We start from the raw sequence: 14,102 nt of genomic DNA, 5'->3' as shown, positions 1-14,102 counted from the left end.
CGCGTCAAGGCCCGCTTGGGGCGCTGTCTTCCATCATTTGCAGCCTCAATGCCCGAGCCGCGGCGAGATGATGAGGATCCTGCGGTCGGCCCTTTCGCCGCCCTCGCCCCCCGGCTGCGGCAGGGGCCGGACCTCGACCGCCGGGCGGCTGGCGTGCAGGACGTCCAGCATGTCGGGAAAGCCGCTTGCCACCTCGGGCATGCCGGCGATCTCGTAGGCGGTCTGACCGACCGCCGCGTAATGAACCACCGTGCCGCCCTGCCGGGTCAGCCGGGCCGCGAAGAACGCGCAGGATATCAGGCATTCGTCGCCGATGCGGCGCGATTCTGCCGGTCCTGGCCCCTCGTTGCGCGGCATCCATCAGCCGGATCGTCAGCCGTTCGGGGGCAAGGGGCCGCTGCATGTACCGGGCCAGGGTCGAGGCCAGGTGAAATTCAAGGTCCGCCGACAGCGCGACCTGGCTTTCGCGCATCCCTTCGACCACAAGATCCCGAGCGGCGGAAAGGTAGGTGTCCATCATGAAGTCCTCGACATCAAGGTGACAGAAACGGGTCGTCCGATCAGGAAAATTGTGCCGCAGCGCCGCCGCAGGTCAAGCCCCCTTGCTGCCGGACCAGGCGTGAAATCACGAAATTTCGCATGGTCTTTCATGGCCTTGGCAGCATCCTTGGGCAAGTGCCAACAATCTTGCAAGGACCCTCTTGAAATCGGCAGCGGTTGTGCCAATTCATAGGCCGCGCGATGCCGAAGCCGGGTCGCGCACCCCGCCCGGCCTTAGGGGCCGGCGCGGAGGAACCGCTCGACGATCTGTTTGTCCATGAGGAAAACGATATGACGTTCCGTCCACTCCAAGACCGCATTCTGGTCCGCCGCATCGATGCCCAGGAAAAGACCGCAGGCGGGCTGATCATCCCCGACACCGCCAAGGAAAAGCCGCAGGAGGGCGAAGTCCTGGCCGTCGGCACCGGCCTGCGCGATGACAAGGGCGAGCTGATCCCGCTCGCGGTCGGGGTTGGGGACCGCATCCTGTTCGGGAAATGGTCCGGCACCGAGATCCGCCTGGATGGCGAGGATCTGCTGATCATGAAGGAAAGCGACGTCCTGGGCGTGCTGGACACGCCGGCGGTCGCGAAGGCCGCCTGATCCGACGACTGCCGCTCAGAGAGGAGTGAACCGAAATGGCTGCGAAAGAAGTGAAGTTCAACACGGATGCGCGCGACCGGATGCTTCGGGGCGTGAACATTCTTGCGGATGCGGTGAAGGTGACGCTGGGGCCGAAGGGCCGCAACGTGGTGATCGACAAGTCCTTCGGGGCGCCGCGGATCACCAAGGACGGGGTTTCGGTCGCCAAGGAGATCGAGCTGGCCGACAAGTTCGAGAACATGGGCGCGCAGATGGTGCGCGAAGTGGCCTCGCGCACCAATGACGAGGCCGGCGACGGCACCACCACCGCCACGGTTCTGGCCCAGGCGATCGTCAAGGAAGGCATGAAGGCGGTGGCCGCCGGCATGAACCCGATGGATCTGAAGCGCGGCATCGACCTGGCGACCTCGAAGGTGGTCGAGGCGATCAAGGCCGCCGCCCGCCCGGTCAGCGACAGCGACGAGGTGGCGCAGGTGGGCACCATCTCGGCCAACGGCGAGGCCCAGATCGGCCGCTTCATCGCCGACGCGATGCAGAAGGTCGGCAACGAGGGTGTCATCACCGTCGAGGAAAACAAGGGCATGGAGACCGAGGTCGAGGTGGTCGAGGGGATGCAGTTCGACCGCGGCTATCTGTCGCCCTATTTCGTGACCAACCCCGACAAGATGGTGGCCGAGCTCGAGGACGCCTACATCCTGCTGCACGAGAAGAAGCTGTCGTCGCTGCAGCCGATGGTGCCGCTGCTGGAGGCGGTGATCCAGTCGGGCAAGCCGCTGGTGATCGTGGCCGAGGACGTCGAGGGCGAGGCCCTGGCCACGCTGGTCGTCAACAAGCTGCGCGGCGGGCTGAAGATCGCCGCCGTCAAGGCCCCGGGCTTCGGGGATCGGCGCAAGGCCATGCTGCAGGACATCGCCATCCTGACCGGCGGCCAGGTCATCAGCGAGGACCTGGGCATGAAGCTGGAGAATGTCGGCATCGACATGCTGGGCCGCGCCAAGAAGGTGTCGATCAACAAGGACAACACCACCATCGTCGACGGCGCCGGCGACAAGGCCGAGATCGAGGCCCGCGTCAGCCAGATCCGCCAGCAGATCGAGGAGACCACCTCGGACTACGACCGCGAGAAGCTGCAGGAGCGGGTGGCCAAGCTGGCCGGCGGCGTGGCCGTCATCCGCGTCGGCGGCATGACCGAGGTCGAGGTCAAGGAGCGCAAGGACCGCGTGGACGACGCGCTGAACGCCACCCGCGCGGCCGTGCAGGAAGGCGTGGTCGTGGGCGGCGGCGTGGCCCTGGTGCAGGGCGGCAAGGTGCTGGACGGGCTGACGGCGGCCAACAGCGACCAGGAAGCCGGCATCGCCATCGTGCGCCGCGCCCTGGAAGCGCCGATGCGCCAGATCGCCGAGAACGCCGGCGTGGACGGCGCGGTGGTCGCGGGCAAGGTGCGCGAATCCAGCGACAAGGCCTTCGGCTTCAACGCCCAGACCGAGGAATACGGCGACATGTTCAAGTTCGGCGTGATCGACCCGGCCAAGGTGGTGCGCACCGCGCTCGAGGACGCGGCTTCGGTCGCGGGCCTCTTGATCACCACCGAGGCGATGATCGCCGAGAAGCCCGAGCCCAAGGCCGCCGCCGGCGGCATGCCCGACATGGGCGGCATGGGCGGCATGATGTAAGCCGCCCCCACACCACACACTCCCGAAGGGCGCCCCCGAAAGGCGCCCTTTTCCATGCCCGCTAACCATCCCTTCAGACCTGCGCGGTAAGGAAGGGGGGAACGGCTTGACGGCGTTACGCTCATGCCATGGGACATCTTGACAGCCGGAGGCTTCCGCGTCATCGTATCAACAGGTTTTGAGATGTTGATGCGATGGACGAACCTCACGCCCTGACTGCCCTTGCCGCCCTGGCGCAGGAGACGCGGCTGCGCGTGGTGCGGCTGCTGGTTCGGGCGGGACCGGACGGCATGGCCGCCGGGGCGATCGGCGCGGCCCTTGGCGGGGCCACCACCTCGCGGCTGTCCTTCCACCTGAGCCATCTGGAACATGCCGGGCTGATCCGGTCGCGGCGCGAGGGGCGCTTCGTCATCTACAGCGCCGCCTATCCGGCCCTGGCGGGCCTGGTGGGCTTCCTGATGCAGGACTGCTGCCAGGGCCATCCCGAGATCTGCGCCCCTGCCGTCGCCGCCCTGGGCGGCGGCTGCCACCCTGCCCCCACCGAAAGCGCCTGACCATGGATGTCGTCATCTACCACAACCCCGCCTGCGGCACCTCGCGCAACACGCTGGCGATGATCCGCAACGCCGGGATCGAGCCGCATGTCGTCGAATACCTGAAATGCCCGCCCTCGCGCGCCATGCTGGAACGGCTGATCGCGCGCATGGGCATCGCGCCGCGCGACCTGCTGCGCCAGAAGGGCACGCCATACGACCAGCTTGGCCTGCACGACCCGTCCCTGTCCGATGCGGCGCTGATCGACGCGATGATGGCGCACCCGATCCTGATCAACCGCCCCATCGTGGTCAGCCCGCGGGGCGTGCGGCTCTGCCGCCCGTCCGAGCAGGTGCTGGACCTGCTGCCGCCGCAACAGGCCGCCTTCACCAAGGAGGATGGCGAGCAGGTCGTGGATGCCCAGGGCAACCGCACCCGCTCTGCCTGACCAGGGGACATCGCCATGAATGCTGCACGACCGGCCCGCCGGCTTTCCGTCCTCGACCGATACCTGACGCTGTGGATCTTTGCGGCGATGGCCTTGGGCATCGCGCTCGGGACGGTCTTCACCGGCCTGCCGGATGCCCTGAACGCCATGTCGGTCGGCTCGACCAACATCCCGATCGCCATCGGCCTGATCCTGATGATGTATCCGCCGCTGGCGAAGGTGCGCTACGAGGAGCTGCACCGGGTCTTTGCCGACAAGCGCGTGCTGCTGCTGTCGCTGGTGCAGAACTGGATCATCGGCCCGGTGCTGATGTTCGCGTTGGCGGTGATCTTCCTGCGCGACAGCCCGGAATACATGACCGGGCTGATCCTGATCGGGCTGGCGCGCTGCATCGCCATGGTGCTGGTCTGGAACCAGCTTGCGCGCGGCGACAACCAGTATGTCGCGGGGCTGGTGGCCTTCAACTCGATCTTCCAGATCCTGTTCTTTTCCACCTATGCCTGGCTGTTCCTGACCGTCCTGCCGCCCCTGTTCGGGCTTGAGGGCAGCGTCATCGACGTGAGCTTCCGGACCGTCACCGAGGCCGTGCTGATCTACCTGGGCCTGCCGTTCCTGGCGGGGTTCCTGACCCGGCGCGTCCTGATCGCGCGCAAGGGGGCCGATTGGTATCGGGACGTGTTCCTGCCCAGGATCAGCCCGATCACGCTGGCGGCGCTGCTGTTCACCATCGTCGCGATGTTCAGCCTCAAGGGCGGCGACGTGGTGGCGCTGCCGCTGGATGCGCTGCGGATCGCGGTGCCGCTGGTGCTGTATTTCGCCATCCAGTTCCTGCTGAGCTTCGCCCTGGGCCGGCTGATCGCCCGGGACTATCCCCGCACCACCGCCATCGCCTTCACCGCGGCCGGCAACAACTTCGAACTGGCGATTGCCGTGGCCATCGCGGCCTATGGCCTGGCCTCGCCCGTGGCCTTCGCCGCCGTGATCGGCCCCTTGGTCGAGGTGCCGGTGCTGATCCTGCTGGTGAATGTCGCCCTGCGGCTTGGCAGCCGCTGGTTTTCCGAAGACGTGGCGCTGAAGAAGGCCCGCGCCTGATCCCGGCAGGCCGGGCGCGGCGCCATCGGCCTATTCCTGATACAGGACAGTGTAGAGGGTGATGGCGGCCGGTGAGCCGGGCTCGACCTGCGTGCTGCCCCGGGCCAGCAGCCAGCCGTCCGGGCGCTGCAACTCGGCCACGATCTGCCGGGGCGAGGATGTCTCGGCCAGGGGCAGGGCAAGGGCAAGCCTTGCCGTTCCCCTGCCCCCGTCGCTGTCCAGCCTGGCGATTTCCGTCATGGGCCGGTCGGCGGGCGCGTCCAGATAGACGACCAGCCGCCCCTTGGGAATAGGTCCGCCGCCCTCGAAGCCGATGGTGACATCGACAGGATGCGACGCCGCCGTGCCGGACCATCCCGGCCCCACAGCCGCGGCCGCGACCGCGGCGGCGGCCAGCAGGATCGTCCGGCGGTCTGCAAGCCGCGTCATCCCCGTTTCCCTTCAGGCGCTTGCGGCATGGGACGACGGATCCCGCCCCATGCCGCTGGTTCAGACGATGTAGAAGTCCTGGGCCGACAGGTCCAGATCCGCGCCCAGCCGCGCGAACCTGACCGCCTCGGCCTGCCCCGAGCCGTCCGCGTCGTAGGACAGCAGACCGTCGTCGCTGTCATAGAGGATGCGGTCGTCCGCATCCAGTGCGCTGCCGGTCGAACTGCTGCGGAAGGTTCCGAAGGCCAGCGCCCCCAGATCGCCGATCGCGTCGAACACGTCCCGGGCCAGAAGGATCAGGTCGTCGGCCACGTCGAAGTCGCGGATCCGGTCGATGGCGCCGTCGCCCAGGGCGGTGGAAAAGCGGAAGCTGTCCTCGCCCGCGCCGCCGATCAGCACATCCGCGCTCAGGCCCCCGTCCAGAAGGTCGGCTCCGGCCCCGCCGCGCAGGCTGTCCTGTCCTGCGACGCCCGGCTGGACGGGTTCGGGCGGGAATTCGACCGACACGTTCAGCTCGTAGGTCGAGCCCTCGGGAACCGAGGCGGACCAGCCGTTGCCCGGCGCATCGGGCGACCAGCTTCCTTCGACGATGTAGTAGGTGCCGGTTTCCGCGACGGTGAAGACGGTCGAGGAATCGCGGTTGCTGGTCGATCCCGGATCGCCGCCGCCATCGTCGTTTTCGGCGACGATGTTGCCCTCGCTGTCCAGCAGCCTCACCCAGCTGTCATGGACATTGGGATCGGCGATGCCGTCGATGTCGATCGTGATCAGCGTTCCGGCGGCCAGGTCGATCCGGTAATAGCCAGCCTCGCCGGTGCCCGTGGCATTGACCGTGGTGTGCAGGACGGTGGTGGAATCGAAGATGTCCGGGTCCGCGGTCAGCGAGAAGTTGTCAGACAGGTCGAAAGCCGTCTCGACCGAGGTGTTGGTCGCGTCCGCCCCCAGCGTGGCATAGCCGCTGCCCAGGCCCGGGCGCGGCACGGCCTGGCCCTGGTCGGCGAAGTCGCCCAGCAGCGTGTCGTCGCCGCGCGCGCCCTGCAGGTCGTCGTCGCCGCCCTGCCCGATCAGCAGGTTGGCGCCCGAATTCCCGTCCAGCCGGTCGCCCGAGCCCGAACCCGAGACATTCTCGATCGACAGGTAGGTGTCGCCCTCCGATCCGCCGAGGCCCAGCCCGACCCGCACGCCGGCCGAGGCATCGGCATAATCCGCGGTGTCGCGCCCCGCGCCGCCCGCCAGCGTGTCGCGGCCTGCGCCGCCGGACAGGGTGTCGTCGCCTGATCCCCCCGAAAGCCGGTTGGCCGCGTCGTTGCCGATGATGGTATCGTCGTAGAACGAGCCCTCGGCATTCTCGAGCCCGGCCAGGATGTCGTGGCGGATGACGGTGCCCCGCCCGACGATCTGCACCGGCCCGTCGGCGTCGCCGCCGCGGGCGGAACCCGCGGCAAGGTCGATCCTGACCGCCGCCGAACTGCCGGCGTAAACCACCGTGTCGCTTCCCGCGCCGCCGTCCAGGTAATCCTGCCCCGATCCGCCGATGAGCGTGTCGTTGCCGGCTTCGCCATACAGGATGTCGCCGTCAGCGCCGCCATCCAGCAGGTCGTTGCCGGCCCGGCCGCTGAAATAGTCGCCGCCGCCCTGGCCGCGGAAGTGGTTCGCCGCCGCCGTGCCGATGAAGCGGTCAAGCCGGTCGTCGGACCCGATCAGGTTCTCGATGCCGTAGAAGGTGTCGCCTGACGCCGTGCCGCCGCTGGCCACGTTGGTTTCCAGGTTGACCAGCAACTGGAAGGGACTCTCCCGGCTGAAATCCACGGTGTCGCTGCCGGCGCCGCCGCGGAACACGTCGACCCCGTCCTGGCCCATCATCAGGTCGTCGCCGTTGCCGCCGTCCAGGGTGTCGTTCCCGGCGCCGCCGAAGATGGTGTCGTCGCCGTTCCCGCCATAAAGCGCGTCCGCCCCGTCATCGCTTTCGGTCTGGTCCTCCAGATCCGCCACCGCGATGGTGTTGTTCACGTCGCGGCTGGCCAGCGAATCCCGCCCGCCGACGATCAGATCGTCGCCGCCAAGGCCGAAGATGGTGTTGCCGCCGGCGCCGCCGTCCAGGCTGTTGCTGCCCTGATCGCCCAGCAGGATGCTGGCCAGGGGCGTGCCGCCGCTGCCGGCGGGCAGGCCGTCGTCGTCGCGGCCGGGGCCGACCGGGGTCGCGCCGGAATAGACGATGGTCTCGACATTCGCGACCGGGCGCAGGGTCAGCCCTTCGGCCAGGACGATGATGGTGTCGTTACCGCCGTCCGCGGTCTCGCGCACGATGTCGCTGGCGGAATCCACGAAATAGACGTCGTCGCCGCCGTTTCCGGCCATGCGGTCGGCGCCGCCGCGCCCGTCGAGGACGTTGGCCCCGTCGTTGCCGATCAGGATGTCGGCGTAGCGGCTGCCGATGCCGCCCTCGATGCGGTAGCCGGTCTGGTCGGCGTTGTGGCCGGCAAAGATCGACACGTTGTTGCTGTGGCCGTTCACGCTGGAGAACTGGCCGGCGCGCAGATCCAGGATGGTGCCCGCGGTCGAGCCCGAGAAGTCGATCGTGTCGTTGCCGCCGGTGTCGTGGATGACGAAGCCGATGTCGCGCTGCGGCCCCGTCGAGGCCAGCCTGAAGCCGGGGCTGGTGCTGTTGAAGCCGTAAACGTCGTCGCCGGTGTTGAGCTCGATCGTCTGATAGACGCGTTCCCCGTCAGGCCCCAGCGTCGAGAAGAACCGGCGGATCACCGCCTCGACATCCGCCATCAGCGGGGTCACGGCCGACCAGCGGCTTTCCTCGCCCACGTCGATGCCGTCGAAATAGGACATGACGCTGTATTGCTGGCGGTCATAGATCCAGGTCGCGTTGTTCAGATAGTTGATCTGCACCCCGCCCGGACCGCTGTAATTGTAAAGGCCGGGATGGTTCAGGCCGAACTCGTGGCCGAACTCGTGGACGAAGGAATCGAACACGTAGCCGCCCGGCTCGGTCAGGTCGGGCTCGGTGTCGTGGAACCGCTGGCCGATGCTGACGAAGCGGTTGCTGGAAAAGGCGCTGCCGTCGTTGCGTTCGCCCAGTTCGGGGCTGACCACCTGCATCCAGTCGGTGCTGCGGTCGAAGGGGGCGTCATCGACCACCTCGAACCGCAGCGGCGTGACCGAAGACCACATCGTCAAGGCGCCGACGGCGGCCGCCTTGTAGTCGGGATGGTTGTTCAGTTCGTGGACGTTGATCCGCAGCGGCTCGGCGGCGATGGCGGGGGTCAGGCTGCGGTTCAGCGCGCCCAGATAGTCCAGGAAGGCCTCGTAATCCTCGCTCTTGCCATAGGGATTGTCCGGGGTCTGGTCGTTGACCCACCATTCTTCATCGGTGCGGATGGATGTCGGCATGGTCTGGCTCTCCCTGTTGGTCAACTCTTGATGGTTCCGGCAGCGCGGCCCGGTGCCGCGCCGGCTGGCTGCGCCGGCGGGCCGAGGCTCTCACTTCAGTTGATGATGGTCCGGGGGATGCAACCTGTCCACGATTCACGGCCGCGTGTGCGGCGTGGATTTTCTGCCTATCTTCAAGAACGTGCCGGCCGCCCGTCCAAGCAAGGGCGGTTTTCCGCCTGCCGGTCCCGCCCGGTCGGCATCATTCGGCGCATGATCTTTGGCAAGGGAACCATGAACGAAACCATGAAACGGCCGCTGAGAAGGCTTCAACCGCAGGATGACGTTGCGCGCCGCCGCATCGGTAAGCGAGGCTGACCTTGATTCCCGCGCCTCGATCGGCCATGAGCGGAGGGTCGCGGTCTTTGCCGGTGGAGCATCCTGCCCCATCCGGTATATGATCGGGAAATACGCACCGCGAACCTTCGGGATGAAACGCGGTCACGACATCAACAGAGAGCGATAAGGAATCACTCGCATGAAACACCTGTCCCGGGGACTTCTGGCCGTCTCCGCCCTGGCGCTGACGACGGCCTTCGTCGAAGCCAAGACCTTCGTCTATTGCTCGGAAGCCTCGCCCGAGGGCTTCGACCCCTCGCCCTATACCGCCGGCACCACCTTCGACGCCTCGGGCCATCCGATCTACAACCGCCTGACCGAGTTCAAGAAAGGCACCACCGAGATCGAGCCGGGCCTGGCCGAAAGCTGGGAAGTGTCGGAAGACGGCACCGAATACACCTTCAAGCTGCGCCAGGGCGTCAAGTTCCACGCCAACGACCGCTTCACGCCGACGCGCGACTTCAATGCCGACGACGTGATCTTCTCGTTCCAGCGGCAGGGCGATCCGAACCACCCCTGGCACCAGTACATTCCCGGCGTCACCTATGAATACTATACCTCGATGGACATGCCGAACCTGGTGAAGTCCATCGAGAAGATCGACGACTACACCGTGAAGTTCACCCTGAACCGTCCGGAAGCGCCGTTCCTGGCCAACATCGCCATGCCCTTCGCGTCGATCGTGTCCAAGGAATACGCCGACACGCTGGACGCGGCGGGCGCCAAGGAGGACCTGAACAACGCCCCCATCGGCACCGGTCCGTTCCGCTTCGTGGCCTATCAGAAGGACGCGGTGATCCGCTACCAGAAGAACGCCGACTACTGGGGCGAGGCGCCCAAGATCGACGACCTGATCTTCGCGATCACGCCCGACCCCTCGGTGCGCCTGCAGAAGCTGAAGGCCGGCGAATGCCACCTGATGCCCTATCCCTCGCCCGCCGACCTGGATTCGATCCGGGCCGACGACAGCCTGAAGATGGACGAACAGCCGGGCCTGAACGTGGGCTATCTGGCCTACAACACCACCGTCGCGCCCTTCGACAATCCGAAGGTCCGCAAGGCGCTGAACATGGCCATCAACAAGGAGGCCATCATCGACGCCGTCTTCCAGGGCGCCGCCGAACCCGCCAAGAACCCGATCCCGCCCACCATGTGGTCCTATAACGACGCCATCGAGGACGATCCCTACGATCCCGAAGCCGCCAAGGCCATGCTGGAGGAGGAAGGCGTCACCGACCTGTCGATGAACATCTGGGCCATGCCGGTCCAGCGGCCCTACATGCCCAACGCCCGCCGCACCGCGGAACTGATGCAGGAAGACCTGTCCCGGATCGGCGTCAATGCCGAGATCGTCTCCTACGAATGGGGCGAATACCTGCAGAAGTCGATGGAGGCCGGCCGCGACGGCGCGGTGATCCTGGGCTGGACCGGCGACAACGGCGATCCCGACAACTTCCTGTCGGTGCTTCTGTCGTGCGAGGCCGCCCAGGAAGGCGGCGCCAACCGGGCCTTCTGGTGCAACGAGGAGTTCTCGGACCTGCTGCGGCAGGCCAAGGTGACCGCGGACCAGGAGGAACGCACCCGGCTCTACGAACAGGCCCAGGTGATCTTCAAGGACCAGGCGCCCTGGCTGACCATCGCCCATTCGACGCAATACGTGCCGATGCGGTCCGAGGTGACGGGCTTCGTCATGAGCCCGCTGGGCGACTTCACCTTCGAAGGCGTGGATCTGGCCGAATAGGCCCGCACCGCACCGTCTGACAAGCGGACGCGCGGGCCGAAAACCCGCGCGTTCCCCAAGGGACAAGGCACATGGTCCGCTTCCTTCTTTCCAGACTGCTCTACCTGATCCCCACCTTCCTGGGCATCACCATCATCGCCTTCAGCTTCGTCCGCATCCTGCCGGGCGATCCTGTGCTGCTGATGGCGGGAGAGCGCGGCGTCACCCCGGAACGCCATGCCGAACTCAGCGCGCAACTGGGCTTCGACCAGCCGATCGTGATGCAGTATCTCGACTTCCTGGGACGCCTTCTGCAGGGCGATCTGGGTAATTCGCTGGTCACCAAACGGCCGGTTCTGGACGAATTCCTGGCGCTGTTCCCGGCGACGCTGGAACTGGGCCTCTGCGCGATCGTCATCGCCACGCTGATCGGCGTGCCGGTGGGCGTGCTGGCCGCGATCAAGCGCGGCAGCTGGTTCGACCAGGTGTCGATGACGGCGGCCCTGGTGGGCTTCTCGATGCCGATCTTCTGGTGGGGCCTGCTGCTCATCATCTTCTTTTCGGGCATCCTGGGCTGGACGCCCGTCTCGGGCCGCATCAGCCTGATGTATTACTTCCCCGAAGGCACCGGCTTCATGCTGATCGACAGCCTGATGTCGGGACAGGAGGGCGCCTTCACCTCGGCGCTCAGCCACCTGATCCTGCCCTCGGTCGTGCTGGCCACGATCCCGCTGGCGGTGATCGCGCGCCAGACCCGGTCGGCCATGCTGGAGGTGATGGGCGAGGATTACGTGCGCACCGCCCGCGCCAAGGGGATGCCGTCGCGCCGGGTGATCGGCGTGCACGCGCTGCGCAACGCGATGATCCCGGTGGTGACCACCATCGGCCTGCAGATCGGCGTGCTGATCGCCGGGGCCATCCTGACCGAGACGATCTTCAGCTGGCCCGGCATCGGCAAGTGGATGATCGATTCCATCTCGCGGCGGGACTATCCGGCGGTGCAGTCGGGCCTGCTGCTGATCGCCGGGCTGGTGATGGCGGTGAACCTGCTGGTCGATCTGACCTATGGCCTCATCAACCCGAGGATCCGCGCATCATGACCCAGGCCGCCCCCCTGTCCACAGCCGCGATCCGCCGCCAGATGCTGGCCGAGTTCTGGTTCTATTTCCGCCAGAACCGCGGCGCCGTGGCCGGGCTGTTCATCTTCGTCCTGCTGGTCCTGACCGCGGTCCTGGCCCCCCTCCTGGCGCCGCACGACCCGACGATGCAATACCGCGACGCCTTCCTGCTGCCCCCCGTCTGGCAAGAGGGCGGCCGGCCCGAATTCCTGCTGGGCACCGACGCGGTCGGGCGGGACATGCTGTCGCGGCTGATCTTCGGCGCGCGCTATTCGCTGTTCATCGGCATCGTCGTGGTGTCGATCGCCCTGGTCGGCGGCGTCGTCATCGGCCTGATCGCGGGCTTCTTCCGCGGCTGGGTCGATGCGGTCATCATGCGCGTGATGGACGTGATCCTGGCCTTTCCGTCGCTGCTGCTGGCGCTTGTGCTGGTGGCCGTGCTGGGGCCGGGGCTGACCAACGCGATGATCGCCATCGCCATCGTCTATCAGCCCCATTTCGCCCGCCTGACCCGCGCCGCGGTGATGGGGGAAATGCAGCGCGAATACGTTGTCGCCGCACGCGTGGCGGGGGCGGGCAACCTGCGGCTGATGTTCAGGACCATCCTGCCCAACTGCCTGGGGCCGCTGATCGTGCAGGCAACGCTGTCCTTTTCCTCGGCGGTGCTGGATTCCGCGGCGCTTGGCTTCCTGGGGATGGGCGCGCAGCCGCCCGCGCCGGAATGGGGGACCATGCTGGCCGAGGCGCGCGAATTCATCCTGCGCGCCTGGTGGGTGGTGACCCTGCCCGGCCTGGCCATCCTGGTCTCGGTCCTGGCGATCAACATGATGGGCGACGGCTTGCGCGACGCGCTTGACCCGAAGCTGAAGCGGAGCTGATGCCATGTCCCTGCTGACCATCCGCAACCTGACGGTCCGCTTCGCCACCGCCACCGGCAGCTTCACCGCCGTGGACGGGGTCGATCTTTCGGTGGACCGGGGCGAGGTCCTGGCCATCGTCGGCGAGATCCGGGTCCGGCAAGTCGGTGTCGATGCTGGCGGTGATGGGGCTTCTGCCCGACACCGCGACCGTCACCGCCGATGAGATGACCTATGATGGCCAGGACATGCTGGCGATGACCGAGGCGCAGCGGCGCCGCCTGATCGGGCGCGAGATCACGATGATCTTCCAGGAACCCGTGGCCTCGATGAACCCGTCCTTCACCGTCGGCTTCCAGATCGAGGAGGTCCTGCGCCTGAACCTGGGCCTGTCGGCCCGCGCCGCCCGGCAGCGCGCCCTGGAGCTGTTCCGCGCCGTCGGCATCCCCGACCCCGAGGAGAAGCTGAAGTCCTATCCCCACCAGATGTCGGGCGGGCAGTGCCAGCGGGTGATGATCGCCATCGCCATCGCCTCGAACCCCCGGCTGCTGATCGCGGACGAACCCACGACCGCGCTCGACGTGACCATCCAGAAGCAGATCTTGGATCTGCTGATGGCCCTGCAAGAGGATTACGGCATGGGCCTGATCCTGATCACCCATGACATGGGCGTGGTGGCCGAAACCGCCGACCGCGTGGTGGTCCAGTACAAGGGCCGCAAGATGGAGGAGGCCGACGTGCTGGACCTGTTCGAGAACCCCAAAAGCCCCTATACCCGCGCGCTGCTGTCGGCGCTGCCGGAACACGCGACCGGCGACCGGCTGCCCACCGTGTCCGACTTCTTCGACGCCGAGGCCGCCCGATGACCCCCGTCGTCGAGGGGCGCGGCATCGTCCGCGACTATCACCTGCCGGGCAACATGCTTCGCCGCGCCCGGACGGTGCGCGCGGTGAAGGGCATCGACTTCAGCGTGCAGAAGGGCAAGACCCTGGCCATCGTCGGGGAATCGGGGTCGGGCAAGTCCACGCTGGCCCGCATCATCGCGCTGATCGACCCGCCGACGGGCGGAGAGCTGCTGCTTGACGGGCAGCGCGTGGACATCGCCGCCCGCCGCCCCGGCCCCGAACTGCGCTCCAAGGTGCAGATGGTGTTCCAGAACCCCTATGGCAGCCTGAACCCGCGCCAGAAGATCGGCGACGTGCTGACCGAACCGCTGGTCATCAACACGGACACCCCCGCCGCCGAGCGCCGCGACCGCGCCCGGGCGATGCTGCAGAAGGTCGGCCTGCTGCCCGAACACTACAACCG

13 protein-coding genes and 1 pseudogene are annotated in these 14,102 nt (G+C 67.1%); 11 read left to right on the top strand and 3 right to left on the bottom strand.

Annotated features, from left to right (window positions below):
* Nucleotides 1–45: 45 nt before the first annotated feature.
* The gene (locus ACZ1HC_RS00225) at nucleotides 46–357 is read right to left on the bottom strand and encodes a hypothetical protein (RefSeq protein ID WP_472698220.1); all 312 of its coding nucleotides are present in this window, start codon (nucleotides 355–357) and stop codon (nucleotides 46–48) included.
* Nucleotides 358–427: 70 nt separating this feature from the next.
* Here ACZ1HC_RS00225 and ACZ1HC_RS00220 point away from each other — a divergent pair, with 70 nt between their 5' ends.
* From ACZ1HC_RS00220 to arsB, 6 genes are all read left to right on the top strand, one after another.
* Complete coding sequence (locus ACZ1HC_RS00220) at nucleotides 428–733, top strand: hypothetical protein (RefSeq protein WP_472698219.1); 306 nt, start codon at nucleotides 428–430, stop codon at nucleotides 731–733.
* 98 nt (nucleotides 734–831) lie between these two features.
* Complete coding sequence (locus ACZ1HC_RS00215; protein WP_472698381.1) at nucleotides 832–1,143, top strand: co-chaperone GroES; 312 nt, start codon at nucleotides 832–834, stop codon at nucleotides 1,141–1,143.
* A 35-nt stretch (nucleotides 1,144–1,178) separates the two neighbouring features.
* Nucleotides 1,179–2,816, top strand: coding sequence for a chaperonin GroEL (gene groL, locus ACZ1HC_RS00210; RefSeq protein ID WP_472698218.1), 1,638 nt, complete (start codon nucleotides 1,179–1,181; stop codon nucleotides 2,814–2,816).
* A 194-nt stretch (nucleotides 2,817–3,010) separates the two neighbouring features.
* On the top strand, nucleotides 3,011–3,370 hold the full coding sequence (locus ACZ1HC_RS00205) for an ArsR/SmtB family transcription factor (protein ID WP_472698217.1): 360 nt from the start codon (nucleotides 3,011–3,013) through the stop codon (nucleotides 3,368–3,370).
* Between the two features lie 2 nt (nucleotides 3,371–3,372).
* A complete protein-coding gene (gene arsC / locus ACZ1HC_RS00200; protein ID WP_472698216.1) occupies nucleotides 3,373–3,798 on the top strand; it encodes an arsenate reductase (glutaredoxin) in 426 nt (141 codons plus the stop codon).
* A gap of 15 nt (nucleotides 3,799–3,813) precedes the next feature.
* Nucleotides 3,814–4,890, top strand: a complete 1,077-nt coding sequence (arsB, locus tag ACZ1HC_RS00195; RefSeq protein WP_472698215.1) for an ACR3 family arsenite efflux transporter — start codon at nucleotides 3,814–3,816, stop codon at nucleotides 4,888–4,890.
* 30 nt (nucleotides 4,891–4,920) lie between these two features.
* On the opposite strand, the gene ACZ1HC_RS00190 is transcribed toward arsB, so the two are convergent.
* Both ACZ1HC_RS00190 and ACZ1HC_RS00185 read right to left on the bottom strand, forming a co-directional pair.
* The gene (locus ACZ1HC_RS00190) at nucleotides 4,921–5,319 is read right to left on the bottom strand and encodes a hypothetical protein (RefSeq protein ID WP_472698214.1); all 399 of its coding nucleotides are present in this window, start codon (nucleotides 5,317–5,319) and stop codon (nucleotides 4,921–4,923) included.
* A 60-nt stretch (nucleotides 5,320–5,379) separates the two neighbouring features.
* Nucleotides 5,380–8,721, bottom strand: a complete 3,342-nt coding sequence (locus tag ACZ1HC_RS00185) for a M10 family metallopeptidase C-terminal domain-containing protein (RefSeq protein ID WP_472698213.1) — start codon at nucleotides 8,719–8,721, stop codon at nucleotides 5,380–5,382.
* Between the two features lie 517 nt (nucleotides 8,722–9,238).
* Here ACZ1HC_RS00185 and ACZ1HC_RS00180 point away from each other — a divergent pair.
* The 5 genes and pseudogenes from ACZ1HC_RS00180 to ACZ1HC_RS00160 form a co-directional block, all read left to right on the top strand.
* Nucleotides 9,239–10,840 carry an ABC transporter substrate-binding protein gene (locus ACZ1HC_RS00180; RefSeq protein ID WP_472698212.1) on the top strand — a complete coding sequence of 534 codons (1,602 nt, stop codon included), beginning with the start codon at nucleotides 9,239–9,241 and terminating at the stop codon, nucleotides 10,838–10,840.
* A gap of 71 nt (nucleotides 10,841–10,911) precedes the next feature.
* Complete coding sequence (locus tag ACZ1HC_RS00175) at nucleotides 10,912–11,919, top strand: ABC transporter permease subunit (RefSeq protein ID WP_472698211.1); 1,008 nt, start codon at nucleotides 10,912–10,914, stop codon at nucleotides 11,917–11,919.
* Nucleotides 11,916–12,815 (top strand): ABC transporter permease subunit, encoded by a 900-nt coding sequence (locus ACZ1HC_RS00170; RefSeq protein WP_472698210.1) that lies wholly within the window; start codon nucleotides 11,916–11,918, stop codon nucleotides 12,813–12,815. Before ACZ1HC_RS00175 ends, ACZ1HC_RS00170 begins: the two co-directional genes overlap by 4 nt.
* A gap of 4 nt (nucleotides 12,816–12,819) precedes the next feature.
* Nucleotides 12,820–13,660 (top strand): annotated as a pseudogene (locus ACZ1HC_RS00165) (ABC transporter ATP-binding protein).
* Nucleotides 13,657–14,102: ATP-binding cassette domain-containing protein (locus ACZ1HC_RS00160; protein ID WP_472698209.1), on the top strand; the 446-nt coding region annotated here is incomplete at its 3' end. The pseudogene ACZ1HC_RS00165 and the gene ACZ1HC_RS00160, both read left to right, overlap by 4 nt.

Source organism: Paracoccus sp. BR5-17, assembly GCF_055693925.1.
Note: the sequence above shows the minus strand (reverse complement) of the source record. Positions and strands in the feature narration are given on the sequence as shown.

Bases quoted from the DNA above. Each gene is read 5' to 3' on its own strand.
- ACZ1HC_RS00225 (WP_472698220.1), bottom strand. From the start codon at position 357: ATGCCGCGCAACGAGGGGCCAGGACCGGCAGAATCGCGCCGCATCGGC.
- ACZ1HC_RS00215 (WP_472698381.1), top strand. From the start codon at position 832: ATGACGTTCCGTCCACTCCAAGACCGCATTCTGGTCCGCCGCATCGAT.
- groL (WP_472698218.1), top strand. From the start codon at position 1,179: ATGGCTGCGAAAGAAGTGAAGTTCAACACGGATGCGCGCGACCGGATG.
- ACZ1HC_RS00205 (WP_472698217.1), top strand. From the start codon at position 3,011: ATGGACGAACCTCACGCCCTGACTGCCCTTGCCGCCCTGGCGCAGGAG.
- arsC (WP_472698216.1), top strand. From the start codon at position 3,373: ATGGATGTCGTCATCTACCACAACCCCGCCTGCGGCACCTCGCGCAAC.
- arsB (WP_472698215.1), top strand. From the start codon at position 3,814: ATGAATGCTGCACGACCGGCCCGCCGGCTTTCCGTCCTCGACCGATAC.
- ACZ1HC_RS00190 (WP_472698214.1), bottom strand. From the start codon at position 5,319: ATGACGCGGCTTGCAGACCGCCGGACGATCCTGCTGGCCGCCGCCGCG.
- ACZ1HC_RS00185 (WP_472698213.1), bottom strand. From the start codon at position 8,721: ATGCCGACATCCATCCGCACCGATGAAGAATGGTGGGTCAACGACCAG.
- ACZ1HC_RS00180 (WP_472698212.1), top strand. From the start codon at position 9,239: ATGAAACACCTGTCCCGGGGACTTCTGGCCGTCTCCGCCCTGGCGCTG.
- ACZ1HC_RS00175 (WP_472698211.1), top strand. From the start codon at position 10,912: ATGGTCCGCTTCCTTCTTTCCAGACTGCTCTACCTGATCCCCACCTTC.
- ACZ1HC_RS00170 (WP_472698210.1), top strand. From the start codon at position 11,916: ATGACCCAGGCCGCCCCCCTGTCCACAGCCGCGATCCGCCGCCAGATG.